The sequence below is a fragment of the Nocardia sp. NPDC003269 genome (assembly GCF_042888005.1).
GTDB lineage: Bacteria > Actinomycetota > Actinomycetes > Mycobacteriales > Mycobacteriaceae > Nocardia.
In genome coordinates, this window is record NZ_JBIAPA010000003.1 from 1,545,706 (window position 1) to 1,568,686 (window position 22,981).

General features: G+C 70.1%; 30 protein-coding genes. 15 read left to right on the forward strand and 15 right to left on the reverse strand.

The features are described from left to right. Window positions 1-2 precede the first annotated feature (2 nt). The gene (locus ACFYWJ_RS27155) at window positions 3-764 is read right to left on the reverse strand and encodes a glucose 1-dehydrogenase (RefSeq protein WP_355282512.1); all 762 of its coding nucleotides are present in this window, start codon (window positions 762-764) and stop codon (window positions 3-5) included. After that, complete coding sequence (locus ACFYWJ_RS27160) at window positions 764-1,654, reverse strand: SDR family NAD(P)-dependent oxidoreductase (RefSeq protein WP_355282510.1); 891 nt, start codon at window positions 1,652-1,654, stop codon at window positions 764-766. Before ACFYWJ_RS27160 ends, ACFYWJ_RS27155 begins: the two co-directional genes overlap by 1 nt. Window positions 1,655-1,838: 184 nt before the next feature. Here ACFYWJ_RS27160 and ACFYWJ_RS27165 point away from each other — a divergent pair, with 184 nt between their 5' ends. The 3 genes from ACFYWJ_RS27165 (at window position 1,839) to ACFYWJ_RS27175 (ending at window position 4,108) form a co-directional block, all read left to right on the forward strand. After that, window positions 1,839-2,099, forward strand: a complete 261-nt coding sequence (locus tag ACFYWJ_RS27165; RefSeq protein ID WP_355282507.1) for a hypothetical protein — start codon at window positions 1,839-1,841, stop codon at window positions 2,097-2,099. An 83-nt stretch (window positions 2,100-2,182) separates the two neighbouring features. After that, the gene (locus ACFYWJ_RS27170) at window positions 2,183-2,878 is read left to right on the forward strand and encodes a DUF2993 domain-containing protein (protein WP_355282505.1); all 696 of its coding nucleotides are present in this window, start codon (window positions 2,183-2,185) and stop codon (window positions 2,876-2,878) included. Window positions 2,879-3,121: 243 nt separating this feature from the next. Further along, the gene (locus tag ACFYWJ_RS27175) at window positions 3,122-4,108 is read left to right on the forward strand and encodes an Acg family FMN-binding oxidoreductase (protein WP_355282502.1); all 987 of its coding nucleotides are present in this window, start codon (window positions 3,122-3,124) and stop codon (window positions 4,106-4,108) included. Between the two features lie 75 nt (window positions 4,109-4,183). On the opposite strand, the gene ACFYWJ_RS27180 is transcribed toward ACFYWJ_RS27175, so the two are convergent. Further along, window positions 4,184-4,579 carry a RidA family protein gene (locus tag ACFYWJ_RS27180; protein WP_355282674.1) on the reverse strand — a complete coding sequence of 132 codons (396 nt, stop codon included), beginning with the start codon at window positions 4,577-4,579 and terminating at the stop codon, window positions 4,184-4,186. 110 nt (window positions 4,580-4,689) lie between these two features. Here ACFYWJ_RS27180 and ACFYWJ_RS27185 point away from each other — a divergent pair, with 110 nt between their 5' ends. Both ACFYWJ_RS27185 and ACFYWJ_RS27190 read left to right on the forward strand, forming a co-directional pair. Next, window positions 4,690-5,691: a WYL domain-containing protein gene (locus ACFYWJ_RS27185; RefSeq protein ID WP_355282500.1), complete on the forward strand. Its 1,002-nt coding sequence runs from the start codon at window positions 4,690-4,692 to the stop codon at window positions 5,689-5,691. Window positions 5,692-5,809: 118 nt separating this feature from the next. Continuing rightward, window positions 5,810-7,195, forward strand: coding sequence for a DUF1254 domain-containing protein (locus tag ACFYWJ_RS27190; protein WP_355282497.1), 1,386 nt, complete (start codon window positions 5,810-5,812; stop codon window positions 7,193-7,195). Between the two features lie 7 nt (window positions 7,196-7,202). On the opposite strand, the gene ACFYWJ_RS27195 is transcribed toward ACFYWJ_RS27190, so the two are convergent. Both ACFYWJ_RS27195 and ACFYWJ_RS27200 read right to left on the reverse strand, forming a co-directional pair. After that, window positions 7,203-8,318 (reverse strand): metallophosphoesterase, encoded by a 1,116-nt coding sequence (locus ACFYWJ_RS27195; RefSeq protein WP_355282495.1) that lies wholly within the window; start codon window positions 8,316-8,318, stop codon window positions 7,203-7,205. Between the two features lie 15 nt (window positions 8,319-8,333). Beyond that, entirely contained in the window at window positions 8,334-8,915 is a 582-nt protein-coding gene (locus tag ACFYWJ_RS27200) for a hypothetical protein (RefSeq protein ID WP_355282492.1), read from the reverse strand. A gap of 63 nt (window positions 8,916-8,978) precedes the next feature. On the opposite strand from ACFYWJ_RS27200, the gene ACFYWJ_RS27205 reads away from it, so the two are divergent. After that, on the forward strand, window positions 8,979-9,743 hold the full coding sequence (locus ACFYWJ_RS27205) for a GTP pyrophosphokinase family protein (RefSeq protein ID WP_355282489.1): 765 nt from the start codon (window positions 8,979-8,981) through the stop codon (window positions 9,741-9,743). A gap of 13 nt (window positions 9,744-9,756) precedes the next feature. On the opposite strand, the gene ACFYWJ_RS27210 is transcribed toward ACFYWJ_RS27205, so the two are convergent. Next, window positions 9,757-10,323 carry a hypothetical protein gene (locus ACFYWJ_RS27210; protein WP_355282486.1) on the reverse strand — a complete coding sequence of 189 codons (567 nt, stop codon included), beginning with the start codon at window positions 10,321-10,323 and terminating at the stop codon, window positions 9,757-9,759. A gap of 44 nt (window positions 10,324-10,367) precedes the next feature. Beyond that, on the reverse strand, window positions 10,368-11,264 hold the full coding sequence (locus ACFYWJ_RS27215) for a D-alanyl-D-alanine carboxypeptidase (RefSeq protein ID WP_355282483.1): 897 nt from the start codon (window positions 11,262-11,264) through the stop codon (window positions 10,368-10,370). 243 nt (window positions 11,265-11,507) lie between these two features. On the opposite strand from ACFYWJ_RS27215, the gene ACFYWJ_RS27220 reads away from it, so the two are divergent. From ACFYWJ_RS27220 to ACFYWJ_RS27230, 3 genes are read left to right on the forward strand one after another with little or no spacing between them, the layout of a single operon-like run. After that, window positions 11,508-11,789, forward strand: coding sequence for a hypothetical protein (locus tag ACFYWJ_RS27220; RefSeq protein WP_355282481.1), 282 nt, complete (start codon window positions 11,508-11,510; stop codon window positions 11,787-11,789). A 48-nt stretch (window positions 11,790-11,837) separates the two neighbouring features. Continuing rightward, a complete protein-coding gene (locus ACFYWJ_RS27225; RefSeq protein WP_355282478.1) occupies window positions 11,838-12,443 on the forward strand; it encodes a class I SAM-dependent methyltransferase in 606 nt (201 codons plus the stop codon). Between the two features lie 59 nt (window positions 12,444-12,502). Then, complete coding sequence (locus ACFYWJ_RS27230) at window positions 12,503-12,781, forward strand: hypothetical protein (protein WP_355282475.1); 279 nt, start codon at window positions 12,503-12,505, stop codon at window positions 12,779-12,781. Between the two features lie 8 nt (window positions 12,782-12,789). On the opposite strand, the gene ACFYWJ_RS27235 is transcribed toward ACFYWJ_RS27230, so the two are convergent. Both ACFYWJ_RS27235 and ACFYWJ_RS27240 read right to left on the reverse strand, forming a co-directional pair. Beyond that, the gene (locus ACFYWJ_RS27235) at window positions 12,790-14,160 is read right to left on the reverse strand and encodes an FAD-dependent oxidoreductase (RefSeq protein WP_355282472.1); all 1,371 of its coding nucleotides are present in this window, start codon (window positions 14,158-14,160) and stop codon (window positions 12,790-12,792) included. Window positions 14,161-14,199: 39 nt separating this feature from the next. Further along, entirely contained in the window at window positions 14,200-14,823 is a 624-nt protein-coding gene (locus ACFYWJ_RS27240) for a hypothetical protein (RefSeq protein WP_355282469.1), read from the reverse strand. 459 nt (window positions 14,824-15,282) lie between these two features. Between ACFYWJ_RS27240 and ACFYWJ_RS27245 the strand changes: the two genes are divergently transcribed. Together ACFYWJ_RS27245 and ACFYWJ_RS27250 are read left to right on the forward strand one after the other, a co-directional pair. Beyond that, complete coding sequence (locus tag ACFYWJ_RS27245; RefSeq protein WP_355282466.1) at window positions 15,283-15,831, forward strand: dihydrofolate reductase family protein; 549 nt, start codon at window positions 15,283-15,285, stop codon at window positions 15,829-15,831. Window positions 15,832-15,924: 93 nt separating this feature from the next. Further along, a complete protein-coding gene (locus ACFYWJ_RS27250; protein ID WP_355282463.1) occupies window positions 15,925-16,377 on the forward strand; it encodes a MarR family transcriptional regulator in 453 nt (150 codons plus the stop codon). A gap of 19 nt (window positions 16,378-16,396) precedes the next feature. Here ACFYWJ_RS27250 and ACFYWJ_RS27255 read toward each other — a convergent pair whose 3' ends face one another. Then, a complete protein-coding gene (locus ACFYWJ_RS27255; protein ID WP_218721039.1) occupies window positions 16,397-16,564 on the reverse strand; it encodes a DUF4236 domain-containing protein in 168 nt (55 codons plus the stop codon). 145 nt (window positions 16,565-16,709) lie between these two features. Between ACFYWJ_RS27255 and ACFYWJ_RS27260 the strand changes: the two genes are divergently transcribed. The 4 genes from ACFYWJ_RS27260 to ACFYWJ_RS27275 all read left to right on the forward strand — a co-directional run bounded on the left by ACFYWJ_RS27260 (window position 16,710) and on the right by ACFYWJ_RS27275 (window position 18,129). Then, window positions 16,710-17,177, forward strand: a complete 468-nt coding sequence (locus ACFYWJ_RS27260) for a hypothetical protein (RefSeq protein WP_355282461.1) — start codon at window positions 16,710-16,712, stop codon at window positions 17,175-17,177. Between the two features lie 157 nt (window positions 17,178-17,334). Continuing rightward, a complete protein-coding gene (locus tag ACFYWJ_RS27265) occupies window positions 17,335-17,562 on the forward strand; it encodes a hypothetical protein (RefSeq protein ID WP_355282458.1) in 228 nt (75 codons plus the stop codon). A gap of 160 nt (window positions 17,563-17,722) precedes the next feature. Further along, window positions 17,723-17,983 carry a hypothetical protein gene (locus ACFYWJ_RS27270; RefSeq protein ID WP_355282455.1) on the forward strand — a complete coding sequence of 87 codons (261 nt, stop codon included), beginning with the start codon at window positions 17,723-17,725 and terminating at the stop codon, window positions 17,981-17,983. After that, window positions 17,980-18,129, forward strand: coding sequence for a hypothetical protein (locus tag ACFYWJ_RS27275; RefSeq protein ID WP_355282452.1), 150 nt, complete (start codon window positions 17,980-17,982; stop codon window positions 18,127-18,129). Before ACFYWJ_RS27270 ends, ACFYWJ_RS27275 begins: the two co-directional genes overlap by 4 nt. Window positions 18,130-18,135: 6 nt before the next feature. Here ACFYWJ_RS27275 and ACFYWJ_RS27280 read toward each other — a convergent pair whose 3' ends face one another. The 5 genes from ACFYWJ_RS27280 to ACFYWJ_RS27300 all read right to left on the reverse strand — a co-directional run bounded on the left by ACFYWJ_RS27280 (window position 18,136) and on the right by ACFYWJ_RS27300 (window position 22,967). Then, window positions 18,136-18,765 (reverse strand): LysE family translocator, encoded by a 630-nt coding sequence (locus ACFYWJ_RS27280; RefSeq protein WP_355282450.1) that lies wholly within the window; start codon window positions 18,763-18,765, stop codon window positions 18,136-18,138. A 33-nt stretch (window positions 18,766-18,798) separates the two neighbouring features. Further along, window positions 18,799-19,659 (reverse strand): DNA/RNA non-specific endonuclease, encoded by an 861-nt coding sequence (locus ACFYWJ_RS27285; protein ID WP_355282448.1) that lies wholly within the window; start codon window positions 19,657-19,659, stop codon window positions 18,799-18,801. A 233-nt stretch (window positions 19,660-19,892) separates the two neighbouring features. Then, the gene (locus ACFYWJ_RS27290; RefSeq protein WP_355282446.1) at window positions 19,893-21,278 is read right to left on the reverse strand and encodes an MFS transporter; all 1,386 of its coding nucleotides are present in this window, start codon (window positions 21,276-21,278) and stop codon (window positions 19,893-19,895) included. Beyond that, window positions 21,275-21,703, reverse strand: coding sequence for a MarR family transcriptional regulator (locus ACFYWJ_RS27295; RefSeq protein WP_355282444.1), 429 nt, complete (start codon window positions 21,701-21,703; stop codon window positions 21,275-21,277). The genes ACFYWJ_RS27290 and ACFYWJ_RS27295 overlap by 4 nt, the downstream gene beginning before the upstream one ends. Before the next feature lie 118 nt (window positions 21,704-21,821). Then, on the reverse strand, window positions 21,822-22,967 hold the full coding sequence (locus ACFYWJ_RS27300; RefSeq protein ID WP_355282441.1) for a beta-propeller fold lactonase family protein: 1,146 nt from the start codon (window positions 22,965-22,967) through the stop codon (window positions 21,822-21,824). Window positions 22,968-22,981: the final 14 nt, after the last annotated feature.

Consider the following 22,981-nt stretch of genomic DNA (forward strand, 5'->3'; position numbering starts at 1 on the left):
GCTCAGGCCTCGACACGCACGACCGGCGGACCGGCGGTCCAGCCGCCGTCGACGGCCAGCTCGGCGCCGGTCGTGTACGAGGCGGCGTCGCTGAGCAGGTAGGTGACAGCACCGGCCAGTTCCTCGGGGCGACCGACCCGGCCCAGCGGCGCGTTCGGGAAGGCGCCGTCGGCGAGGACGATGCCGGTCGGCGCGGTCATCGGGGTGAGCACCATGCCGGGGTGCACCGAGTTCACCCGGATCCGGTCGCTCGCGAGCTCGATCGCGGCCACCTTGGTCAGCCCGCGCACGCCCCACTTGGCCGCGCCGTAGGCGCCCGTGTGCGCCAGGCCGACGAGTCCGGCGGCCGAGGAGATGTTGACGATGGAACCGCCGCCTGCCGCCCGCAGTGCGGGCACGACCGCGTGGATGCCCATGTTGACCGACACCAGGTTCACCTGGATCACCCGCTGGAAGGTCTCCAGCGGCTCCTCGACCAGCGGGACGCCCGTGGCGGTCACCCCGGCGTTGTTGACCAGGCCGGTCAGCGAGCCGAACGCCTCGATCGCGGTGTCGACCGCGGTCTGCCACGCGGCCGGGTCGGTGACGTCGAGGTGCACGAAGCGGGCGCGCTCGCCCAGCTCCGCCGCGACGGCGGCACCGTCGTCGTCCAGCAGGTCGCCGATCACGACACTGCCGCCCGCGGCGACGATGCCCTGTGCGAAGGCCGCGCCCAGACCGCGCGCACCACCGGTGACCAGCACTACCTTGCCCGAAAGATCCATCACAGTTCCTTTTCTTCTCGGATGCCGAAGACCGCGCCGCCGCCGAAGGCCGCGCGATGCGAGACCGGCTGTCCACCATCGATGTCGGTGATGCCGTAGTCGAGCGCCGCCTCGGCGGTGATCACCGTGGCGCCGCTGCGGTCGCCGATCGCGGGGTCGGTGGCCAGCGCCAGCACGACCCGCCCGACGAATTCGGGCGTCTCCGCGCCCGCGATCGGGAAGCCCTCGATGTCCTCGACACCCAGGGCCAGTACCTGCTCGGTGCGCACGATCCCCGGCCACAGCGACAGCGTGCTGACACCGGTACCGCGCAGTTCCACCGCCATATCGGCGGCCATCTTGTCCAGTCCTGCCTTCGACATCCCGTACAGCACCGAGTGCAGGTAGCCGCGGGTACCGAAGGAGGAGATGTTGGCGATGACGCCGCGTCCGCGCGCGACCATGAGCCGCGCCGCCTCGACCGAGGCGACGTAGTGCGCGCGCAGGCCGACGCCGATCAGCGAGTCCCAGTCGCCGACCGGTCGCCGCCAGAACGGGTCGCTGAAACCGGCGAAGCCGTCGGGATTGGCCCAGACGTTGTTGACCAGCAGGTCGAGCCCGTCCTGTTCGGACGCGATCCGGGCGAAGACGGCGGCGATCTGCGCGTCGTCGCGGTGATCGCAGTGCACGGCGATGCCGGTGCCTCCGCGGGCGCTCACCTCGGCGGCGGCCACCTCCAGCGGCCCGCCGTCACCGGCGCTGCCCCGGCCGGTCAGATACACGGTCCACCCCGCGGCACCGAGTGCCAGCGCGATTCCTTTGCCGACGCCCCGGCTGGCGCCGGTCACCAGGGCGATCGCGGGCACGCCCGGCGTGTTCGCCGGGTCGTCGGGGTGGGGTGTCGCGGTCATGTCGCACACCGTAGGACCGGGTCCGCGCGGCTGCCTGCGTCCCTTCCCGCTCATCGGGAACGGCGTCGGGTCCGATTGCCTGGGGTTTCCTGGGTGCGGCCGGTGGGTAAGAAGTCTCCGATACCCGCTCGCGATTCCCGCGACGGGACGCGGCTTCCGCGACGGACACCACGGGAGAAACACAGTGTTTGGTTTGCTCGGCGGCCGGGGCCGCAGGACCACGATCGAGCGGTGCCCGGGTGCCGCCACCTCGGCCGGACTGCTGCAATCCGGCGATGTGGTCCTCACCCCGCGACGCAGCTTCCGGGTGATCAGCACGAGCTTCGCCGGTGGCGCCCAGCACGCCGGACGGGTGATCGCCGACACGATCGATCTCGTCAACGGGCGGCTCCGGGTGATCGAATTCCCCAGCGCCGAGACCGTGGTGACCGTCCGCGCGACGTAGCGGTTCCCGCCTTTCGGTGTCGCCCTGCCCGCACGCGGCCACGATCCACAGCATGATGGTGGGATGGCCGAGAGGGTGAGCGTATGCGCGCAGTGCTGATACTGATCGTCGTCGGGGTGATCGGACTCGTCGTCGGCGATCGCGTCGCAGTCGTGTTGGCGCAGAACGAGATCGGCCGGGCCATCGCCGCCGAATACGACCTCGCGCAGCCACCGGACGTCGAGATCGGCGGCGTCCCGTTCCTGACCCAGGCCATCGACGGCATCTACCGCGACATCGACATCCGGGTCGGCGACTGGAGTGGCGAGAACATCTCCGTCCGCGATCTCGATGTCGTGCTCACCGACGTCTCCGCGCCGCTCACCGACATCGTCGGTAACCGCACCGCGAACCTCGTCGCCGCCACGGCGACCGCGACGGCCGTCGTCCCCTACGACGTCGTGCGGACCTTCGCACCCTCGGGCGTGGAGTCGATCTCCGACAGTCCCGAGGGACTGCGCGTCACCGGCACCTTCCCGGTCGCCGGCCTCTCGGTCCCCGCGACCGTCTTCGTGACCGTCGCCCCCACCGACGCGGGCATCGAGGTCACCCCCGTCTCGGTCCAGTCCGCCCTCGGCGGCCCTACCGTCCCGCTGTCGCTGCTCCGCGGCCCCCTCACCTTCGTCGTTCCCCTCCAGGAACTACCCCTCGGCGCTCGCCTCACCGCCATCCGCCCCGCCCCCGACGGCCTGCATGCCACCGCCGTCGCCCACGACGTCCATTTCACCGACCTCCCCTGATCGATGCGATCGGCGAAAAAGCCCCGCGCATTGTTTTCGTTACGGAACCGATAGCTCGCGCCCCTGTCCCCCCGGTCAGCTCGATCGACGGCCGGGCGCGCCGGACCGATATCCGGGGTATTTGAAACGATATGAATTCGCTTAATTCGGGAGACCGACTTATGGTCGATTGCGGCGCGTCTTCCACAGTGGGAAGACCGGAAGAGAAGCGCGTGCCGCAATCCCGTCAGGAGGGATCGTGAAATGACACCGTTGCTATTCGACGTGGATACGATGACCGCCGCGCTGGAACTCGCGGTGAAGGCGCCGTCGGTGCACAACACGCAGCCGTGGCGCTGGCAGGTGGGCGACGGACGGGTCGAGCTGTACAGCGATCCCACGCGGCAATTGCCGGTGGAAGACCCCGATGGACAGGCCATGGTCGTCAGTTGCGGCGCCGCCCTCCATCATTTGCGCGTGGCACTCGCGGTCACCGGTTGGTCGGCGATTCCCGAATTCCTGCCCGACCCGGACGACCCGAATCATCTGGCCACCGTCACCGTCTCGCCGAGGCCGCCGTCGGATACCGATATCCAGCTCGCCGCCGCGATTCTGCTCCGGAAATCCGAGCGGCGCCGATTCGCGCCGTTGCCGTTGCCCGCGGGCGCCTTGCGCGCCCTGTCCTCGACCGTTGTCGAATTCGGCGCGGTCGCCCGGAATATCCCGGAACAGCTGTTGCCCCTGCTGGCCGAGCCGATGCGGGCCGCGGCGGCGCGGCACCGCTCCGACGCCGCGTATCTGCGCGAACTCGCGACCTGGAGCGGGCGCGCCGATCACGGGGACGGCGTGCCGTCGCACACGACGGTGCTGCCGAGGCACGACGACCCCCTCCCGCTCCGCGCCTTCCGCGACCCCGGTCTCGACGATCCCGGCGACGGCGCCGACCACGCCAGCTGGGTCGTGATCTGCACCACGGCCGACGACCGCCGCGCCCGCCTGCGCGCGGGCGAGGCGACCAGCGCCTTGCTGCTCGGGGCCACCAGCCTGGGCTTGGCGACCTGCATCCAATCCGAACCGCTGGGCATCCCCGAACTCCGCGACGCGATCCGGCACTCCTTGCTGCACGACTGCGCGCACCCCCAGGTGGTGGTCCGCGTCGGCCGCCTGCACCACACCGCTCCCCCGGTCTCCGCGAGCCCGCGCCGTCCGCTCGCCGATGTGCTCGAACCCCCGACGCGCCGCGTCGCCTGACGCGAAAGTTCCACTCCCGGTTCATCTTCCGCGGCGCACCCGCGCCACCGTGCCGCGCGGGTGCGCCGGAACGCCTCAGTCGACGGCGGTCCCCTCGAGCTCGACCAGCTGCCCGGGAATCGCCAGCCGGCTCACGCCGAGCATGGTGGTCGCCGGTGCCACCGCCGCCGCGCCCAGCCGGGCCGCCAGCACGCCGTAGTGCTGGAACAGCAGGTCCACGTCGGTGGTGTAGACGTTGAGCCGGACGAGATTGGCCAGCGACATGTCCGCCTCGGCGAGCACGGCCTCCAGGTTGTCCAGGCTCAGGGCCAGCTGCGCGGCCAGGTCCCCCTCGTGCCGGGGCGTCCCGTCGCCGCTCATCGCGGTCTGCCCGGAGCAGTACAGGGTGCGCGTGTGCCCGGTGACGAGTTCGCCCTGGTTGAATCCCATCGCCACCGACCAGGTCACCGGGTTGACCGCGGTTCGTTCCAGTCCCACTTCAGCTCCATTCGATTCGTCGTAGTCCGGCGTCCGCGACGCCGTGGGACAACCCTCGCAAGCAATCACGACATCCTCTGTCGTGTATTCGGTAGAGTTTTCGAATGCGCGCAGACCGGTTGGTGTCGCTGGTGTTGCTGCTGCGCCAGCGCGGCAGGCTGACCGCGACCGAGCTCGCCACCGAGCTGGAGGTGTCCACCCGCACGGTCCTGCGCGATATCGAGGCGCTCTCGGCGGCCGGTGTGCCGGTCTACGCCGAACGCGGCAGACACGGCGGCTTCGCGCTGCTCCCCGGGTTCCGGACCGAGCTCACCGGGGTGAACCACGACGAGGCGCTGGCCCTGCTGATCGCCGGATCACGCCGTGGCGCACAGGCTTTCGGTCTCGGTTCGGCGCTGTCCTCGGCCATGCTCAAGGTGGTCGACGCGCTGCCCGACACCCACCGCACCACCGCGGCCGATGTCGCCGAACGGCTGCTCATCGACCCGGCGACGGATCTGCTCTCGCGTCCGGCGGTCGACGACGAGGTCCCCGGCGACATCGCGGCCGCGATCCGCCGCGCGGTGTTCGCCGGGCACAAGCTGCGCATCCACTACGCCGCGGTCGGCCAGGCGCCGAGCTGGCGAACGGTGGACCCGATCGGGATCGTCATGGTGCGCGACCACGGCTATCTGCTGGCCACGAGATCCGGGGCGGACCGCACCTATCGGCTGTCCCGGGTGCTGGCGGCCGAGGAGTTGCCCGAACCGGCACAGCGGCCCGACCGGGTCGATCTGGACCGGGCCTGGCAGGAACGCAGTGCCCGCTTTCGCACCGGCGGTGACCAGCTCGCCGTGCTGGTCCGGGTCCGGCCGGCGCGGCGTGAGGAGCTGGTCCGCACCGCACTGGCCGTCCATTCCGAGGAACCCGACGACGAGTGGCTCCGGCTGGCGGTGACCTTCCAGGATTCCCGGCACGCCGAATGGGCGCTGTGGCAGCTCGGCGTCGACGCGGAAGCGCTGGCTCCGTCGTCGCTGCGCGCGTCCCTGCGGGATCGCGCGATCGCCGTCGCCGCCCGATACGCGCCGACGCCGGTTCCGGAACCCGACGACAAGGATGCCGGGTGACGGCGATAGCAGCCCGGCACACGGTGCGTGGTTCATCCGTTTCGGGTGAAGCGAGGCGGTACACGTCTGCCTAACGTCGGCGGCGAGGGGCCGATGCTGTCGACGGAAGAGGTCGGGCATGACTGCACCGCAGTACATTCGTGGCGGTTTTCCCAGCCCGGACGCTGTCCGCCGCGCCTATGACGAACTCGATTACCAGCGGGCGCTGGCGATGTACCGGTTCTTCTTCCCCACCGTCTCGCTCGAGGCGACGTGGCGGGAGAATCTCGCGGCGGGAGCGGTGCCGAATCGGGTGATGGTGCTGCTGGTCGGCAGCCCCGATCAGTACGTCTTCACCGCCAATTCCGACACGCCCTACGCCGGGCTCACCATCGATCTGTCGGCCGGGCCGATGGTCATCGAGGTGCCGCCCGGCACGCTCATGGGCACGGCGAACGACCTCAACCAGCTCTGGGTGCTCGACCTGGGGCTGCCCGGACCGGCGGGGGCCGAGGGCGGCAAGCACCTGCTGCTGCCGCCCGGCTACGACGAGCCGGTGCCGGAGGGCTATTTCACCGGCACCGCGACGACGAACCGGGTGCTCGTCCTCGTCCGCGCGCTGCCGCACGGCGCCGAGGTCGACCCCGCGATCGCGCTCATCCAGCAGGTGCGGGTGTATCCGCTGGGCGCCGACGCCGAGTCGAATCCGCTGGAGTGGGTGGATCTTTCGGAACAGAAGGGGCTGGACTTCACCCCGGTGCGGTGGGAGGAGACGCTCGACTACTGGCGAATCCTGCACGAGATCCTGAACTCCGAGCCGCCCAACCCCGACTATCGCTACCAGTACGGCGAACTCGCGACGCTCGGGATCGCGCGCGACCTCCCGTTCGTGCCCGATCGGCGGATGACGGCCATTCTCACCGACGCGGCCCGGCGCGGACACCTGCACCTGTGCGTGCAATCGTTCGCCGATCGCAGGCCGGATCGGCAGGTGTGGCCGGACAGCCGCTGGGAGTGGGCCGTGCTGCGCCCGGAGAACGGCACCTTCGACGCCGTGGGCTACACCGATCTGTACGCGCGCGAGAAGTGGTTCTACCAGGCCCAGATCGAGTCACCGGCGATGTTCGCGCGCACGCCCGGCGCGGGTTCGCTGTACTGGCTCGGGCTGCGCGACTCCGCCGGGGCCTATCTCGAGGGCGCGGGCTACTACAGCCTCACCGTCGGGCAACCGGTTCCGGCGACACTGTTCTGGTCGATCACCGCCTACGACGCGCGCACCCGCAGCGAACTGCGCTCGCCGCTGAACCGGCCCGCGCTGCGCTCCCTGTACGAGCTGGCCGACGTCGACACCACCGAGCCGCTGACCCTGTACTTCGGGCCGACGCCGCCGCCGAACACCCCGATCGACCGGTGGATCCAAACCACCCCGGGCACCGGCTGGTTCACCTATTTCCGCATCTACGGCCCCGACGGCCCGGCATTCGACGGCACCTGGCAGCTGCCGGATTTCCGGCGCCACGGCTGACCGATCGTCAGCGGGCCCGCAGCGTCACCACGGTGATGTCCGGCGGCGCGCCGACGCGCACCGGCGGACCCCACGCGCCGACACCGCGGGTGGTGTACATCTGCATGTCGCCGATGCGGCTCACGCCGGCGACGGTGCCGTTGATCCAGCCGACCGGGAACCTCAGCGGCCACATCTGACCGCCGTGCGTGTGCCCCGACAGCTGCAGGTCGACGCCGCGTTCGCTCGCCCCGGTGCCCTGCAGGGGCTGGTGGGCGATCAGCACCGTGAACCGGCCCGGCTGCTGTCCGGCCAGGGCGGCGTCGACATCGGGCGCCGGATCGGTGGCGTCGAAGTCGTAGACCCCGGCGATGTCGATGGCGCCGTCACCGACGGTCAGCGGGACGTGGCTGTTGCGCAGGGTGGTGAGTCCGAGGGTGTCGTAGTAGTCGAGCCAGTTGTCCGGACGGTCCACGTACCCTTCGTGATTGCCCGCGACGACGAACTTCCCGTACTTCGCGCGCAGCCCCGCGAGCGGGTCGATATCGGGGCCGACATACGCGACCGAACCGTCGAGCAGGTCGCCGGGCAGCACGATCACATCGGGCTGCTGGGCATTGACCAGGTCGACCACCCGCTGGGTGAAGCCGGCGCCACGGGCCGCGCCGACGTGGATGTCGGCGACGACCGCCACCCGCAGCCCGTCGACCGAGCGGGGCAGGTCGGCGAAGGACAGCTCGGTCTCGACCACCCGCAGGTCGTTCGCCTCGGTGACGCCGTAGGCGACCGTCCCGAGCGAAGCGACGACAAGCACCGCCGAGGCCACCTGGGTCAGCCCACGACGGTGCTGGAACTTCAGCAGCCGGGCCACCACGAGCACCACGCCGAGCACCAGCAGCCCGATCAGCAGGTAGAAGATCACCGCGAACCAGACCTCACCCCACCACACGATCGGCCGCACCGGCTCCGGCGAGTAGACGTTGCCCGCGCCGACCGCGACGACCGGCGGAATCCACAGGATCACCAGCAGGACCGCGAGCGCCCGGCGCGCGGCGCGCCCGAGTCCGGTGGCGACGCCGAATCGCCGGTACAGCAGCCAGTGCACGAGCCCGAGGAGCGCACCGACCAGCAATATCTGGAACATCGGCGTATCTTCCCATCACCGCCCGGTCGCGCGGAGATACGCCTGCCCCCGCGGCGAGATCTCGTAGCCGACCTCCAGGCTGCGGGTGAGACCGAGATTCTTCAGCTTGCGGACATCGAGCTTCAGCGATTCCCGGTCCCGGCCGAGCAGATCCGCGAGGTCACCGGCCCGCCGACCCGGATGGGCCACGATGACGTCGAGGACCGCGGCCGTCCACGGCCCCCGTCGACTGGCCCGGTCCAACCGCGCCAGTGCCGCCGTGATCTCGGCCACCTCGTGCGCGTCCGGATCGGTACGGCCGCTCAGCGCGATCCGGTCGTCGGGACCGAGAAAGCGGACCGCGATCCGGAAGACGGGATAGTGCGCCGCGCCGCGAAAGGCCGCCAGCACGGCGTCGGCGTCCGTCTCGCCCGCCGCCCGCGCGTCCGCGTCGGTGATGGCACCGGCTTCGACCTGGTCCACCCCGGTGATCTCGACGGTGCCCGCCGAGGTGCGCAGCGTGCCACCGGCGCGAACCCGGGGACGGGCCCAGCGGCGGAACACCTGGGTCACGTCGCCGGACGCGATCCCGCGCGCGACGCGATCGGTGAGCATCATGGTGGCACCGACCCTACCCGCGCCCGCCGGAGCACCCCGGCGATGCGGGCACAATGGAGGGCGATGAAAACCTGGCAGCTCGACCCCAACGCCGACGACGGCCCGCCCGGGAACGGAGCGCACGCCACCGTCGAGGACATCCGCGATCTGCGCGAACAGTTCGTCGACTTCATGCTCGGCTACAAGTTCGCGATCGACGAGATCACCACCAAGATCAACATCCTGCGCGAGGACTTCAACAACACCCACGAGTACAACCCGATCGAGCACGTCGGCTCCCGGCTCAAGTCACCGGAGAGCGTGCTGGAGAAGGTGCAGCGCAAGAACTACGCGATGAACCTGGCCGCGATCAGGGAGAACGTGCTCGATATCGCCGGGGTGCGGGTGGTGTGCAGCTTCATCTCCGATATCGGCACGATCCGGGACATGCTGGCCGGTCAGGAGGACATCACCGTCCTCGAGGAGCGCGACTACATCACGAACCGCAAGCCGAACGGCTACCAGAGCCTGCACCTGATCGTCTCGATCCCGGTGTTCCGCTCCGACCGCACCCAGCGGGTGCCGGTGGAGATCCAGATCCGCACCATCGCGATGGACTTCTGGGCCAGCCTCGAGCACAAGATCTACTACAAGTACCGGGGCGAGGTGCCGCCGAACCTGCGCAGCGACCTCGCGCAGGCCGCCGAGGTGGCGACCCAGCTGGACGAGAAGATGGAGGCCCTGCACCGGCAGATCGACCGCACGCCGCGCCCGCCGACCAGCCCGATCGAGTCCCTCGATCTCAGCGTCCTCTACAACGCCTTCACCGCGGGGGCACCGCGCGCCTGAGCGAGCCGGATGGCTAGGACATCATCGCCAGCAGACCCAGATCCCGCGCGAGCGCGCCGTCCTGGCCGAGCGCGGTGAAGTCGGCCTCGACGTCGGCGGGCGCGAGCCGGCCCGCGCGCACCGCCCGGTAGCGCACGTACGACCAGAGGAACACGTCGAGGTTGTCGAAGCGGGTGCCGCCCTCGAGCACCTCCTCCTCGTGGAACCACACCGCGATCTGGCCGGTGGTGAGCACGACATAGAGATTGCCGCCGCCGTCGGCGCCGACGGAGAACACGTCGTCGTCGGTGAGCGCGGTGGTGTAGTCGGCGTCGAGGATGGCGCAGTCGTTGGCGGCGAAATCGAAGGCGTAGGACCAGTCGAAGATGTCGAGGAACTGCGGGAGCCGCCCGGAGCGGACGCGGCGGTCGAAGGCGGCCAGCGCAGCCGCGTCGGCGGGCGCAAGCCGGTCGAGAAACGGTGCGACCGAACGGGTTCCGCCGGGGACGACGACGGGTTCGGCGTCCGGGAACCAGCGGGCGAGATCGGCGTCGAGGTCGCGTTCGGTGTAGCCGACGAGGTCGGCGGGAGAGAGCGTCACGCCGGACAGTGTAGGAACACCGTCCGACATCGGCGCGCTGGTCGTCAGGCCGGTTGCAGCACGCGCATGATCGGGTCGTAGGCCCAGTTCAGCAGGCGCTCGGCGTCTTCCTTCGCGGCGACGCTGCTGTGCGGCGAGCTGTGCAGCACCACGCCGATCACCGGGATGCCCGCCCGGACCGTCTCGAACAGCAGGCAGTGGCCCGCCGCGTCGGTGTTGCCGGTCTTGATGCCGATGGTGCCGGGGTATTCCCGCAGCAGCCGGTTGGTCGTCTCCCAGCGATGCTCGCGGTTCCCCGGTCCGGCCGGCACGAAATAGTCTCGCGCGGCGACGATCTCGCGGAACACCGGCAGGCTCATCGCGCGCACGCCCATCGCGACGAGGTCCACCGGGGTCGAATGCGTGGAGTCGTCGGTGGGGTTCGGCAGGCCGCTGGGATCGGTGAATTGTGTTCCCGCCAAGCCCAACAGGCGCGCGGTGTCGTTCATCTTGGCGATGAAAGCGTCCTGCCCCGGCCCGAAGGACTCGGCGACCGCGTACGCGGCGTCGCAGCCCGACGGCAGCATCAGCCCGTACAGGAGCTGGCGGGCGGTGAGCACCTCGCCGGGTGCCAGGCCCGCGGTGCTCCCGTTGTGCCTGGCACAGTAGGCGAACGCCTCGTTCGGCACCGTCACGGGCCGTTCGAGATCGTTGCCCGCGATCACGACGATGGCCGTCATCACCTTGGTGATGCTGGCGATCGGGACCGGGGTGTGCGCGTTGCGCGACCACACCACGGTTCCGGTGAGCCCGTCGGCCAGCGCGGCCCCGGTGGCCTGCACTCCCTCCGGACCGACGGTCCAGGGCAGCTGGTCGAGCGCGGCGCTGCCCGACGGCGCGGCGCCCGCGACCCCGTGACCAGCGGCGACGACCAGAACTCCGGCGACAACAGCGTGCAACATCCCGGCAAATGTCCGCATGGCGACATTCTGTCCCACAACCGTGCCGAGTCGTGGGATTTGACCACCACTTTTCCGCGGCCGCCGGATCCACCGGTCGCGACACCCCTTAACGGTTGACTGTCCGGGCGCCGGGCTGCACTGTTGATAGCACTGAGCGTCGCGCGTGTCGGTGGTTCCACAGGATCGGCCCTGGTCACAGGGAGTATCAGCGAGCTACTCGGAAACGGGAAGGACGCGATGACGATGAGCGGTCGCCGGAATCGACGGAATCGAGAGATTCGCGAGGTTCGAGAGATCCACGCTCGGCCATCGCACCAGATCGCCAAGTTCCTCCTGTCGACGCTGATGCTGGTCTGGTTCGGGCTCGGGTTGCTGGCGGCGTCGCAACGCCAGTACTTCGCGAACCCGCCGACCGACTGCGGCGGGCTGGGCACGATCGCCGTCACGGTCCTCGCCGGACCATTCAACTATCTGGGCGCCAATCCCCGGATCTCCGCGTGCAATCTGCCGCAGCCGAGTCAGTGATCGCGGTCGGCGTAGGGTCGAGCGGGTCGACCCGAGGAGGACCCGAGCATGAGCGCGTCGCCGAGCAAGCGCACCCCGAGCCGCTGGGACGAGCTCACCGCCGCCGACCCGGCGCATTCGAGCTGGTACGTGGAGCGTTTCCGCAACCTCGCGGCCGCGGGCGAGGACATCGTCGGTGAGGCACGCCTGATCGACGCGATGCTCGGGCGCGGGCGCCGGGTGCTCGACGCGGGCTGCGGGGCGGGCCGGATCGGTGGCTACCTGCACGAGGCCGGGCACACCGTGGTCGGCGTCGACGGCGATCCGGTGCTGATCGAGGCGGCGCGCGCGGATCATCCCGGCCCGACCTGGCTGGTCGGTGACCTCGCCGAACTGGATCTGCCCACCCGCGACTTCGATGTGATCGTGTGCGCGGGCAATGTGATGACCTTCCTCGCGCCGGCCACCCGGTCGGCGGTGCTGACGGCCTTCGCCCGGCATCGCGGTCCGGGCGGCCGGGTGGTCGTCGGATTCGGCGCCGACCGGGGCTACGCGTTCACCGAATTCCTGGCCGATGCCGAATCCGCCGGTCTCACCGTCGATCTGCTGCTGTCGACCTGGGATCTGCGGCCGTTCGCCGACGACTCGGACTTCCTGGTCGCCGTGTTCTCCTGACGCGCGGTCCGGCGCCGGCTGGGACCACGCCGAGCCGCGACACCGGCTAGCCTCGTGGCATGCCCGACCCCCAGGTCCCGCCGCCCCCGCGCAACGGTGTCGGACTGCTGGCGCTGGTGCTCGGCATCGTCGCGTTCGTACTCTCGTTCATCCCCTTCGCCGGCGAGTTCCTGGCGGCGCCGACCGCCGTGGCGGCGGTGACGGCCGCGTTCTTCGGCTGGGACCGCATCGAACGCGGCGAGGCCGACAATCGCGCCGACACCCTGGTCGGCGGTGTGCTCGGCGCCCTCGCCCTGGGACTGACCCTGCTCATCTACCTCGCGACCCAGTCCGGCTGAGGTTGTTCCTAGCCGCGCACCACCGCGCGGGCCGCGGCACGCGCGGCGACCAGGATGGGGTCCCAGACCGGCGAGAACGGCGGCGCGTAGCCGAGATCGAGCGAGATCGCCTGTTCCACCGTCATCCGCGCGGTGAGCGCGACGGCCGCGGTGTCGATGCGCTTGGCGGCGCCGTCGCGGCCGACGATCTGCACGCCGAGCAGCCGGCCGGTGCGGCGTTCGGCGAGCATCTTCACCGTCATCGGGGCGGCGCCGGGGAAATAGCCGGCGCGGCCGGTGGATTCGATGGTGACGGCGTGGAACTGCAACCCCGCGCGTTCGGCGTCCTTCTCCCGCAGGCCGGTGCGCGCCACCTCCAGATCGCACACCCGGCTGATCGCGGTACCGACGACACCGGGAAAGGTGGCGTAGCCGCCGCCGACACCGGATCCGATGACCTGGCCGTGCTTGTTGGCGTGCGTGCCGAGCGGCACATAGCGCGACGTCCCGGACACCAGATCGAGCACCTCGACGCAATCCCCGCCCGCCCAGATCTCGTCGTATCCGCGCACCCGCTGCGCCAGGTCGGTGAGCAGACCGCCGGATTCGCCCAGGGGCAGCCCGGCGCGGCGCGCGAGCTCGGTGGCCGGGCGCACGCCGATCCCGAGGACCACCACGTCGGCCGGATACTCGGCATCGGCGGTCGCCACCGCGCGGACCCGGCCGTCCGCGCCGGTCGGCAGCCCAGTGACCTCCGCGTCGGGCACGACCCGGATGCCCATCCCCTCCATGGCTTTCCGCACCAGCGCGCCCATATCGGGATCGAGCGAGGACATCGGCTCGGCACCCCGGGTGACCATGGTGACCCGGAAGCCGCGCACCACCAGCGCCTCGGCCATCTCGACGCCGATGTACCCGGCGCCGACGACCACCGCTTCACGCCCCGGCGCCGCGGCCAGCCCGTCGATGAGGGCCTGCCCGTCGTCGATGGTCTGCACGCCGTACACGCCGTCGGCATCGATTCCGGGCAGCGGCGGCCGAACCGGTGTCGCGCCGGTCGCCAGCACGAGGCCGTCGTAGTCGGTCCAGGATTCCGCGCCGGTGCCGAGATCACGCGCGCGCACCCGGCGACCGGCCGGATCGATCTCGATCGCCTCGGTCCGCAGGCGCAGGTCGATCCCGCGATCGCGGTGTTCGGCGGGAGTGCGGGCGATCAGATCGTCGACCTCGCCGACGTCCCCGCTCACCCAGTAGGGGATGCCGCACGCCGAATACGAGGCGTGATACCCCTTCTCGAACACCACGATCTCGAGCTCGTCGGCGCCACGCAGTCTGCGGGCCTGCGACGCGGCGGCCATTCCCGTCGCGTCGCCACCGATGACCACCACACGTTCGCCCATGGCGTCCACGGTACGGGCGTGCCGTGCGGTGATCGGGATTCACACCATCTCGGGCACCCGCAGGTGCGCGAATCCCAGCCGGAATTCCGCCACGTCGACGATGCGCGCGCCCGTGACCCGGGTCGCCATCGCCCTGATCCGGTCCGCGTGCTCACGGCTGCTGTCGAGCTCCTCGCGACTCGCCCAGACGGTCGAGCCGACACCACGCCCGGTGGCCCGGTCGACGAACAGGCTGGCGCTGCGGAAGCCGTCGAGCTTCTCGAATTCCGGCAGCAGTTGTGCCTTGAACGTCTCGATCGCGCCGTCGATCGCGGACGGGTCGACCTGCACCCACGTGCACCGGGTGCACGCGTTCGCGCCGGCCAGGTGATCGCGGTGCATGACCGCCACTTCCCATTCGTCGACCTTGTCCACCGGCCCGTTCAGCGCCTGGGCCAGGCCGTCTCGCCACATCTGGACGCGCGGCCTGCTGGCCTGCATCATCTCCTCGGATTCCCACGCGGTCGTCGCGATACAGCGTCCTGTCGCCCTGTCCACCATCAGCGACAGACCGACCCAGCCCTCGACTTCGGGCAGATTCCGCATGATGTCGTTGCGGAGGTATGCGATCCCGCCGTCGATCGACGACGGCTGAGCCGCGATTGTGCTTGAACGTGCGTACACGAGCCACCTCCTACCTGGGTAAAGGCGGCGCCCCGGTGGGCACCACCGGACATACCCACTGTCCTCCACGCCCACCCTCCGCACAATGCCCTTTTTCCGCCACATTGGGGTAGGCGCAGGTATTGACAGCGGCGGAATCCGGAGAAGACTGGATACATACCGGAACACCGGAAAATAGCCGCGCAGCCGACGGAGACGTCTGTCGACAGTGGTGACTGATTCCCAGGCTCCGGCCCAGGCCCCCGGCAAGCCGATCGGGTACCAGAACAGTCAGCGACGACTGAGGTTCGTGGTGACGATCGAGGCTACCGGGGACTGTTCTGTCCGGGGTCTTCCGCCGCTGCCGCGCACCGTGTCCGATCGCCAGCGCGCCACCGTAAACAAACCGTAAGGCGGTTCCGGCAAGGTAGTTTTCGACAGCGAAGCACCGCTGACGACAACCACCGAAGGGACACCATCATGGGCAGCATCGCAGTACACGAGTTCATCGCGCTCGACGGCATGTACGACGACCCGTCGTTCACCGTCGCCTACGGATTCGATCCGAAGATGGGCGAAACCCTCGGCGCGATCACCGGCGACGCCACCGCGATCCTGCTCGGCCGCAACACCTTCGAGATGTTCGCCCCCGCGTGGTCGACCCGCACGGTCGAGGACGATCCGGGTGCCCCGTTCTTCAACGAGACCACCAAGTACATCGTCGGATCGCAGGAGCCCAAGGAGGAGTGGGCCAACAGCGTGCGTCTGGGCGCCTACGACGCCGACGTGATCCGCAAGCTCAAGGACGAGACCGAGGGCACCATCTACATCAGCGGCAGCGGCACGCTGGTCCGCGCGCTGCTGCGCGACGGCCTGGTCGACCACCTGCACCTGTTCGTGTACCCCATCGCGCTCGGCACCGGCGAGCGGTTCTTCGTCGGCGGCGAACAGACCCCCCTCGCGCTGCTCTCGACCGACGTCTACGACAACGGCGTCGTCCACCTCGACTACGGCCCGGCCGCGAGCTGAGCTCGCCTGTCGGCGGCGGTGTGCCGGGGGTCTCGCCCCCGGTCCCCCCGATCGGTAGCCGCCGAGGAGGTTTTGTTCGTAAAGTTCATGGGTATGACCACGCCTCTGCCGGACACCCGCGCTCTCGCCGGTGACCTTTCCCTGTCCACCGTCCGGCTCGCGCGGCGTCTGCGCGGCAGGCGCGCCGATCCGCACATCTCCCTGACGCAGCTCTCGGCACTGTCCACGCTGGCCAGGGAGGGCGCGATGACTCCGGGCACGCTGGCGGGCCGGGAGTGCGTGCAGCCGCCGTCGATGACCCGCGTCATCGCCTCGCTCACCGATATGAACCTGGTGGAGCGGTCCCCGCATCCGACCGACGGCCGTCAGATCATCATCGCCGCTTCACAATCCGGCCTGGCCCTGCTCTCCGACGAGGCCCAGGCCCGCGAGGAGTGGCTGACCGAGCAGCTGTCCAAACTCTCCGACGAGGACCTCACCGTGCTCACCCACGCGGTCGCGATCATGACGGCGATCGTCAACCAGCCGACCACCCTCGCCGGCTGACGCGACCGCTGGGCGTGGGTCAGCGCTGGCGCCAGCTCAGCGGACCGGGCAGGTCGACGCTGTTCTTCCTGGTGCGCGAGTTCCAGGTCCACGGGCCGATCTTGATGCTCCACGAGGAGAGGCCGGATTCGGTGAAGTTGAATTTCAGCGGGCCGAACGACTTGCGCTGACGGAATCTGATGGGCATGTGCAGCCTTCCTGAGATCGCCTCCAGGATAACCGATCCCGGTGGCTCGCACGGACCTCGCGAGCCCGCCACCGGCGCTCGCTACGCTGGCACCTGCCCGCGCACGGACGTGCGCGGCGTATCGAACCGCGAGGAGGACAGCGCCATGTGGCCGACCGAGTGGCCCGCACCGGCCCGCGCGATCGCGACCGCGATCGAGGCCGCCCTGCTCGCCGTACAGGCCGCCGACGAGCCCGGATTCGTCTCCGCGACCGGCGATCTCGCCGAACTGCCCGCCGATCAGGTGAGCGCGGTGCTCGCGGCGGTGGTGCGGGAACTGCTGGAGATCGCCCATCCGGACGGTCTCTCCGGTGACGATGTCCGCGCGGTCCTCGAGGCGGTGGTACGGAAGTCGGTGGTCTGGTTGCCGCGCCTGGACCCGGCCGCCGTCGTCGGTGCGCTGACCGGCGCACTGGGCATCGACGAGGGCGAGGACCGCTCGCCGACCGACCCCCGGCCCGCGGCGATCCTGCTGATCGACCACCTCGCCACCACCGCACGGGTGCCCGCCGGGGAGTCCGTGCTGCGGGCCATCACCGAGATCGCCAGGGCCGAGACCGTCGAAATGCCCTGAGCGCCGCGCCTGGAGTCCACTGCGCGTCGGATTCACAGCTCACCCACACCCACGGCCCACCGGGTCCCCAGCTTCGGGGACGAGGGTTCTCCTATCGGTTCAGCACACCGCTGACCGCCGACCCACTCCCCCGGGTCGAACGACAGGAGGAATCCGCATGAGCATCAAGTCGACACTGGCCAAGACCGCGGTCGCCGGCACCCTCGCCGTCGGGGTGGCCGGTGCGGCGGCGGGCGTCGCGAGTGCCGATCCGGGTGGCCACGACCAGCCGCGACCGGAGGCCCAGCAGGAACACCGCCCCCAGCAGGAACACCGCCCCGAACACCGCGACCAGGCGCCCCAGCACGGCTTCTGGTTCTTCGGCACCTGGGTTCCCCTGCCCTGATCCCGCCGACGACGCAGTCCCGGTGCCGGGCACCGGGACTGCGTCGTCGCTCCGGCGCCTGGTAGAACTTGCCGGTACCTCCGTTACCGGATAGCGTAGTGATGTCAGTGCACAACTGTTCACTCAACATTCCGGCGGGGTGGCGACGATGAGGTTGCTGGTGTCAACGGTAGTAGGCGAATGGGTCGAGCTGGCCGCGCGGGATCTGGCGGCGTTCGGCGAATTCGCCAGGGAGGTGGGGGCCGCGGTGGCCGCGCATCAACGCGAAATCCGGCGCACAGCCGCCGATTCGGGTCGTGAGCTGGTGCGGGAGGGCCGCTCGCTGGCGTTCGACATCGCCGATCTGGCGGATGCGGCCAAGCGCGCTCGATCGGACCGGCTGCGCGGAGACCGCCACGGCCGGTCGGGAGGAACGTGGTGACAGCGCTGGCCGTGATCGGCGGGCTCTGTGCACTGGCCGTGGGCTCACTGGTGTCCGGCTACGCCGTGGTGGTGATCAGCTACTGGCTGGAACTGCAACGTCATCCGCCGGAGCCGGAACCGACGCCGGACGAACGGGTTCACTGAGCGCGGTCAGGATTCGGTCGCCAGGCGCACACCGAACCCGACCAGCACCAGACCGGTGAGCGCGTCGATGCGGCGGCGGATGCGCTCGGTCTGCATCCAGGTCGAGATCGACCCCGCGGCGACCACGAGCGCGGCGCAGTAGAGCGCGGTCAGCACGATGTACACCGCGCCCAACCCCAGGGTCGTCCACACCGGCGAGTAGCCGTCGGGGACGAACCCGGGCAGGAAGCTGACGAACAGGACGCCGATCTTCGGATTCAGGATGTCGGTCAGGAAGCCCGCGCCGAAATTGCCCACCCGGTCCAGCGGCGCCGTCGACCCCGCCGGGTCGAGAACTTCCGCGCCGACCGGCCGCCGCAGCGCCTTCAGCGACTGCACCCCGATCCACACCAGATAGCAGGCGCCGACGATCTTCAGCGCCTCGTACCCGACTTCGCTGGCGCGCAGCAGCGCCGAGAGTCCGAGCACCGCGGCGACGACCCAGACCGTCAACCCACACAGCACCCCCGCAGCCGTGCGGATCCCGGCCCGGCGGCCGCCCCGGACGAGACTGCGCACCACGACCAGCGTGTCCGGGCCGGGCAGCAGTACCAGGACGACCGCGGCGAGAGTGAACGACAGGACCGCGGCAATCATCGCTCCATCGTAGAAGCGTGTGCGCGGCGACCGTCACCAGGTGATGTCGGCGGTGGAGGTCAGCGGCGCGGGCGGTGCGGCCGACTCGGTGACGGTCACGGTGTCGGCGGCGCGCACGGTGTCCGGGAAGCGCAGGTGGGTCCGCTGCTCCAGCTCGGTCACCGACACCTGGAAGACCCTGAACTCGTCGAGCTCGAGTGCCTCGAGCTGGTCGAGCCGCTGCGAGAGCAGGAAGGCCCGGCACTTCAGCCGACCGCCCTCGACGAAGCAGATCACCTTCCAGTACTCCCGGGGCAACGCGACGCCCCGGTGGACGCGGTCGGCGGCGGCGAACACCGGGCCGCCGAAGACGCTCACCCGGAGGTCGTCGATGTCGACATCGGCGAACACGGCGTCTTCGAGCTGTCCCCACACACCGTTGCGGCTGCTCTGATTGAAGTCGTCCATCTGCGGGGTGATGTTGGTGTAGAAGAACGAGTCGACATTGGCCTTCTCGGCTTCGGGCATGCTCCCCCACAGCAGATCCGCCCGTCGCGCGAGGTGCCCGCGATCGAGCCGATTACGCAGGTAGAGCTCGTTGCCCACCTGCACCTGCGCCGGCAGCCGCGGGTCCTTGACGAACTCGATGCCGGTCCGGTCGATGCGCTTCATCGACGCGCCGTCGATATTCCACGCCACCCAGAAGGCGAAGCGCCGCGCGGCACTGAGCGCCAGCGAGAAGTGGGTGTACCGAATGACCACCGACCCGTCGAGGCGCACCGCGTCACCGCCGATCCCGGCGTCGAGCTCGGGCACCTCGATCCTGGTGGCGAGAAAGCCCGGCTCATAGCCGGTCCGTGGCACGGCTTCGTTCGCCGAGTTCACGGCTGTCGACGGCGTGTGGGTGGCAGTCATAGCGATCACTCCCGAGACCTGGCTGGGCGATGGATGTGCACGCCATCGTCGTCGCCCCACCCACCGGCCTCACGCGTAGTCGACTACCCATATCACCGGTGAATCCCGCCATCACCCAGGGGTTTTTATGTCCCGAAGAGATAGCGGGATCGGCCGGGAGGGCGGTGAGGAAGGACTTCGCGAGTTCTTCGAGGTCGAGCACGTGCAGTGGCCGCTGTGAAGGTTCCGCGCGGTCACGGTTGTTTCTGTCGCGTCAGCACGTGGGTGGCCGACAGCACGGCCAGGACCGCGGTGCAGCCGACGGCGCCGACCGCCAGGCCGATGCCGATACCGGTGGCGGTCGGGTAGCCGGAGGGGGCCAGGTGGGCGGCCAGGACCGCGCCGGACATGGCGCTGCCGAAGGAGCCGCCGACGGTGCGCAGCACCTGGTTGAAGCTCACCGCGCTGCCGAGTTCGCGGTCGGCGACACTGCGGGCGATCAGCGCTGGCATGGCGGCGTAGGTGGTACCGATGCCCATGCCGAAGCCGAACATGCCGACCAGGATCTCCCACAGTTCGTCGTGGGCGATCCACAGCAGCAGGCTGGACGCGGTGACCAGCGCGGAGCCGGGAATCAGCAGGGCCCGCATGGGAATACGGGCCGAGATCACGCGCACCACCCGATTGGCCGCGAAGCTGCCGATCGACAGCGGCAGCATGACGAAGCCGGCCCAGAACAGCGGCAGCGCCACCCCGTACCCGGTCGCGGTCGGCGCCTGGGCGATCAGGCTGGCGATCGACAGACACGCGTACATGGCGGCGCCGAGCCCGATCGCGGTGCCGTTGGCGACGAGCACGTCGCCGGTGCGCAGCACCCGCAGGTCGACCAGGGCATGCGGGGTCCGCAGTTCGACCAGGCCCCACACCACCAGGATCGCCACCGACATCAGGAACAGGCCGATCGTCGCGGGCGAACCCCAGCCCCAGCGCGCGCCGTCGCCCGCGACGAGCAGCAGGCTCGCCAGGCCGACCCCGATCAGCACCGCTCCGCGCAGGTCGAACGGCGTGCGCGGCGCGCGCTCGTCGGGCCCGTCCGGCACCACCAGCCAGACGACGAGCACCGTCGACAGCAGGAACAGGGCCGCGGCCCAGAAGGCGAAGCGGTAGCCGAACAGGTCGGCGAGGATACCGGTGAGCGGATAGCCGAGACCGAGCCCGCTGGTGACGGTCACCGACAGGGTCGAGATGCCGTTGCGCACCTGGTCGGGCGGCAGATAGCGGCGGGCCAGCGCGATCGTCACCGGGACGATGCCGTAACTCAGGCCCTGCAGGGCGCGGCCGACGAGGAAGACCGTGAAGTTCGGCGCCAGCGCGGCGACGAGCGAGCCGGCCAGAATGATGACCAGCGACCACAGCAGCAGCCGCTTCTTGTGCGGGCCGTCGCTGAGCCTGCCCATGATCGGCGTGGTCACGGCGCCGACCAGCAGGTTCACCGTGAGCATCCACTGCGCGGCACTGACGTCGACATGCATGTCGTGCGAGATCGCCGGGACCAGCAGCATGCCGAGGGAACTGACGATGGCCGAGGTCAGCGCGGTGTAGACGAGCGCGGGGGCCAGCCTGCGCGGCCCGGCCCTCATGCGGGCGGCCCGGCGTCCACCAGCTTCCGCAGGGCGGGGAGGGCGGCCTCGAGACGCGCTCGCTCGTCGGCGGTCAGCCGGTCGGCGAGGGCGCGGTCGAGCCAGTCCAGCCCGGCCGCGCGCTCGTCGGCGAGCCGTTCCCGGCCGCCGTCGGTGAGTGCGATCCAGATCTTGCGGCGGTCCTCGCCGTCGGGCGTGCGCACGACGAGGCCGAGGGCTTCGAGTTCGCGCACCGCGGTGGCGATGGCCTGCGGGCTGACGGTCTGCTCGGCGGCCAGGGTGGTAGCGGTCGCCCGGCCGTGCTTGGCCAGGTAGCTCATCACGCCTAGCTTGCCGACCGAGATCGATCGCCCGGCCAGGAGCCGTCGAGCGATGGGCTGGAGCACTTCACCGAGCTCGCGGGCGGTCGATCGGTCGTTGGCCATAGTCGAAACCATACAACCGAATTGATCAATTTACTTGAATAGCTGCGGTGATGCTCCTTATAGATCGGGAACACAGAAGCACCCTCCGAGCGGCGCCGGAGGGTGCTTCGGGAGGGTGTCAGCGGCGCGGAACCAGGGTCATCGTGCGCCCGTCGGCGAAGTAGGTGCCGGTGTAGATCGCGGTCGATTCGTCGAGATCGAGGACGCCGTCGGCGCCAATGGTGAAGCGGCGCAGGATCTCCTCACCGCCGCGCAGCGGGTCGGTCCCCAGTGCCCACAGCACCTCGCCGCTGGGCGACATCGCCGAGGACTCGGCGAACACCCCCGGCTGCCCCGGCGCGAAATCGACGTCGGGCAGCGGGGTCAGGACGCCGTTCGGCTCGACCCGGAACGAGCTGATGTGCCCGGACCCCATGTTCGGCACATACAGGAACCGACCGTCGGGCGTGATGCTGGTGACGTGTGGCAGCAGACCCGTGCGGAACGGCGAGCCCGCGATCTCGGCCAGCGACCCGTCCTCGGCCCGGGTGAAACCCGAGACCGAGCCACTGATCTCGTTGATGACGTAGACATGACGACCGTCCGGGGTGACCCGGGGGAAGATCGGATTGAGCCCCGTGTCGACCCGCTGCTTCGCCGGCGACACGGTGCCGTCGGCAGCGATGTCGAACACCAGCAGCTGCCGCAGCAGCAGGCTCGCGGCGTAGAGCTGGCGACCGTCGGGCGAGACGGTGGCCGAGGAGATCCCGTCGACCAGCTCCCCGAACGGCGTCCCCGCACCGTGCCGGGTGAGGGTGCCGTCGGCACCGATCCGGACCGGCACGACCCGGGCGCTGTGCAGCCCGACGACGACGTAGGCGAAGCGGCCGTCCGGCGAGAAGGTGATGTCGACGGGGACATCGGGCATCGTCAGCGGCGTGCCCGCGGACAGTTCGCCGTCGGCGCCGATCGCGTACGGGATCAGCTGCGGATTCGACCCGGGCGCCACCAGCAGGAACCGGCCGTCCGGGGTCGCCGCCTGGGGCCAGTTGAGGATTCCGGACGGGACCTTCGCCCCGATCGGAGTGGGCTGCCCGGTGTCGGCGGCGTTGTAGCCGGCGATGCCGTCGCTGAGGAAGCCGTGCGCGTAGATGTGGTATCCGGAGCTGTCGGCCGAGGCGGGGCCGACCGCGGTGACGCCGGACAGAACGGTCGCCGCCAGGGCCAGTGCCCAGGCTGCCCGCCGCCTCCCCGAACCACCTGTCGACGTTGAATCAGAGGTCATACCTGGGAGGCTAT

Excerpts from the sequence above, each read along its gene's own strand:
- ACFYWJ_RS27160 (WP_355282510.1), bottom strand. The coding sequence starts at position 1,654 with ATGACCGCGACACCCCACCCCGACGACCCGGCGAACACGCCGGGCGTG.
- ACFYWJ_RS27190 (WP_355282497.1), top strand. The coding sequence starts at position 5,810 with ATGACTGCACCGCAGTACATTCGTGGCGGTTTTCCCAGCCCGGACGCT.
- ACFYWJ_RS27225 (WP_355282478.1), top strand. The coding sequence starts at position 11,838 with ATGAGCGCGTCGCCGAGCAAGCGCACCCCGAGCCGCTGGGACGAGCTC.
- ACFYWJ_RS27260 (WP_355282461.1), top strand. The coding sequence starts at position 16,710 with ATGTGGCCGACCGAGTGGCCCGCACCGGCCCGCGCGATCGCGACCGCG.
- ACFYWJ_RS27295 (WP_355282444.1), bottom strand. The coding sequence starts at position 21,703 with ATGGCCAACGACCGATCGACCGCCCGCGAGCTCGGTGAAGTGCTCCAG.
- ACFYWJ_RS27230 (WP_355282475.1), top strand. The coding sequence starts at position 12,503 with ATGCCCGACCCCCAGGTCCCGCCGCCCCCGCGCAACGGTGTCGGACTG.
- ACFYWJ_RS27255 (WP_218721039.1), bottom strand. The coding sequence starts at position 16,564 with ATGCCCATCAGATTCCGTCAGCGCAAGTCGTTCGGCCCGCTGAAATTC.
- ACFYWJ_RS27250 (WP_355282463.1), top strand. The coding sequence starts at position 15,925 with ATGACCACGCCTCTGCCGGACACCCGCGCTCTCGCCGGTGACCTTTCC.
- ACFYWJ_RS27215 (WP_355282483.1), bottom strand. The coding sequence starts at position 11,264 with ATGTTGCACGCTGTTGTCGCCGGAGTTCTGGTCGTCGCCGCTGGTCAC.
- ACFYWJ_RS27280 (WP_355282450.1), bottom strand. The coding sequence starts at position 18,765 with ATGATTGCCGCGGTCCTGTCGTTCACTCTCGCCGCGGTCGTCCTGGTA.
- ACFYWJ_RS27200 (WP_355282492.1), bottom strand. The coding sequence starts at position 8,915 with ATGATGCTCACCGATCGCGTCGCGCGCGGGATCGCGTCCGGCGACGTG.
- ACFYWJ_RS27300 (WP_355282441.1), bottom strand. The coding sequence starts at position 22,967 with ATGACCTCTGATTCAACGTCGACAGGTGGTTCGGGGAGGCGGCGGGCA.
- ACFYWJ_RS27205 (WP_355282489.1), top strand. The coding sequence starts at position 8,979 with ATGAAAACCTGGCAGCTCGACCCCAACGCCGACGACGGCCCGCCCGGG.
- ACFYWJ_RS27170 (WP_355282505.1), top strand. The coding sequence starts at position 2,183 with ATGCGCGCAGTGCTGATACTGATCGTCGTCGGGGTGATCGGACTCGTC.
- ACFYWJ_RS27245 (WP_355282466.1), top strand. The coding sequence starts at position 15,283 with ATGGGCAGCATCGCAGTACACGAGTTCATCGCGCTCGACGGCATGTAC.
- ACFYWJ_RS27285 (WP_355282448.1), bottom strand. The coding sequence starts at position 19,659 with ATGACTGCCACCCACACGCCGTCGACAGCCGTGAACTCGGCGAACGAA.
- ACFYWJ_RS27155 (WP_355282512.1), bottom strand. The coding sequence starts at position 764 with ATGGATCTTTCGGGCAAGGTAGTGCTGGTCACCGGTGGTGCGCGCGGT.
- ACFYWJ_RS27265 (WP_355282458.1), top strand. The coding sequence starts at position 17,335 with ATGAGCATCAAGTCGACACTGGCCAAGACCGCGGTCGCCGGCACCCTC.
- ACFYWJ_RS27235 (WP_355282472.1), bottom strand. The coding sequence starts at position 14,160 with ATGGGCGAACGTGTGGTGGTCATCGGTGGCGACGCGACGGGAATGGCC.
- ACFYWJ_RS27175 (WP_355282502.1), top strand. The coding sequence starts at position 3,122 with ATGACACCGTTGCTATTCGACGTGGATACGATGACCGCCGCGCTGGAA.
- ACFYWJ_RS27290 (WP_355282446.1), bottom strand. The coding sequence starts at position 21,278 with ATGAGGGCCGGGCCGCGCAGGCTGGCCCCCGCGCTCGTCTACACCGCG.
- ACFYWJ_RS27195 (WP_355282495.1), bottom strand. The coding sequence starts at position 8,318 with ATGTTCCAGATATTGCTGGTCGGTGCGCTCCTCGGGCTCGTGCACTGG.
- ACFYWJ_RS27185 (WP_355282500.1), top strand. The coding sequence starts at position 4,690 with ATGCGCGCAGACCGGTTGGTGTCGCTGGTGTTGCTGCTGCGCCAGCGC.
- ACFYWJ_RS27220 (WP_355282481.1), top strand. The coding sequence starts at position 11,508 with ATGAGCGGTCGCCGGAATCGACGGAATCGAGAGATTCGCGAGGTTCGA.